At 51.5% G+C, this 1854-nt stretch carries 1 rRNA gene; it reads left to right on the forward strand.

Going from position 1 to position 1854, the window contains the following annotated elements:
* A 23S ribosomal RNA gene (locus GVO63_RS19255) occupies positions 1–1835 on the forward strand; the annotation flags it as partial.
* Positions 1836–1854 lie beyond the last annotated feature (19 nt).

The raw sequence follows: 1854 nt of genomic DNA on the forward strand, positions 1-1854 counted from the left end.
GTTGGCTTAGAAGCAGCCACCCTTTAAAGAAAGCGTAATAGCTCACTAGTCGAGTCGGCCTGCGCGGAAGATGTAACGGGGCTAAGCAATATACCGAAGCTGCGGCAGCATGTTTACATGCTGGGTAGGGGAGCGTTGTGTAAGTGGATGAAGGTGAGTTGTAAAGCTTGCTGGACATATCACAAGTGCGAATGCTGACATGAGTAACGATAATGGGAGTGAAAAACTCCCACGCCGGAAGACCAAGGTTTCCTGTCCCATGCTAATCAGGGCAGGGTAAGTCGGCCCCTAAGGCGAGGCAGAAATGCGTAGTCGATGGGAAACGGGTTAATATTCCCGTACTTATATAATCAGTGATGGAGGGACGGAGAAGGCTAGGCAAGCTTGGCGTTGGTTGTCCAAGTGAAAGCGAGTAGGCTGGAATTTTAGGTAAATCCGGAATTCTAAGGCTGAGACGCGAGACGAGCTCCCAAGGGAGTGAAGTTGTTGATGCCCTGCTTCCAGGAAAAGCTTCTAAACTTATGATTATATGAACCGTACCCCAAACCGACACAGGTGGTCAGGTAGAGAATACTAAGGCGCTTGAGAGAACTCGGGTGAAGGAACTCGGCAAAATTGTACCGTAACTTCGGGAGAAGGTACGCCTCTGTTTGTGAACACCTTGCGTGGTAAGCGAATGGAGGCCGCAGTGACCAGGTGGCTGGGACTGTTTATTAAAAACACAGCACTCTGCAAACTCGTAAGAGGACGTATAGGGTGTGACACCTGCCCGGTGCCGGAAGGTTAATTGATGGGGTTAGCGTAAGCGAAGCTCTTGATCGAAGCCCCGGTAAACGGCGGCCGTAACTATAACGGTCCTAAGGTAGCGAAATTCCTTGTCGGGTAAGTTCCGACCTGCACGAATGGTGTAACCATGGCCACGCTGTCTCCACCCGAGACTCAGTGAAATTGAAATCGCAGTGAAGATGCTGTGTACCCGCACCTAGACGGAAAGACCCCGTGAACCTTTACTACAGCTTGGCACTGAACATTGAACCTACATGTGTAGGATAGGTGGGAGGCTTTGAAGCACAGTCGCTAGATTGTGTGGAGCCGTCCTTGAAATACCACCCTTGTATGTTTGATGTTCTAACATTGGCCCCTTATCGGGGTTGTGGACAGTGTCTGGTGGGTAGTTTGACTGGGGCGGTCTCCTCCCAAATAGTAACGGAGGAGCACGAAGGTTAGCTAATCACGGTCGGACATCGTGAGGTTAGTGCAATGGCATAAGCTAGCTTAACTGCGAGACAGACGCGTCGAGCAGGTACGAAAGTAGGTCATAGTGATCCGGTGGTTCTGTATGGAAGGGCCATCGCTCAACGGATAAAAGGTACTCCGGGGATAACAGGCTGATACCGCCCAAGAGTTCATATCGACGGCGGTGTTTGGCACCTCGATGTCGGCTCATCACATCCTGGGGCTGAAGTCGGTCCCAAGGGTATGGCTGTTCGCCATTTAAAGTGGTACGCGAGCTGGGTTTAGAACGTCGTGAGACAGTTCGGTCCCTATCTGGTGTGGGCGTTGGATGATTGATGGGAGCTGCTCCTAGTACGAGAGGACCGGAGTGGACGAACCGCTGGTGTTCGGGTTGTCATGCCAATGGCATTGCCCGGTAGCTACGTTCGGAACGGATAACCGCTGAAAGCATCTAAGCGGGAAGCCGGCCCAAAGATGAGTCATCCCTGACCTTTAAGGTCTGGAAGGGTTGTTATAGACGATGACGTTGATAGGCAGGGTGTGGAAGCGTTGTAAGGCGTTAAGCTAACCTGTACTAATTGCCCGAGAGGCTTAACCATACAACGCCCAAGAAGCTTT

Origin of the sequence: Alteromonas sp. KUL106, assembly GCF_009811415.1 — a bacterium.
Lineage (GTDB): Bacteria > Pseudomonadota > Gammaproteobacteria > Enterobacterales > Alteromonadaceae > Alteromonas.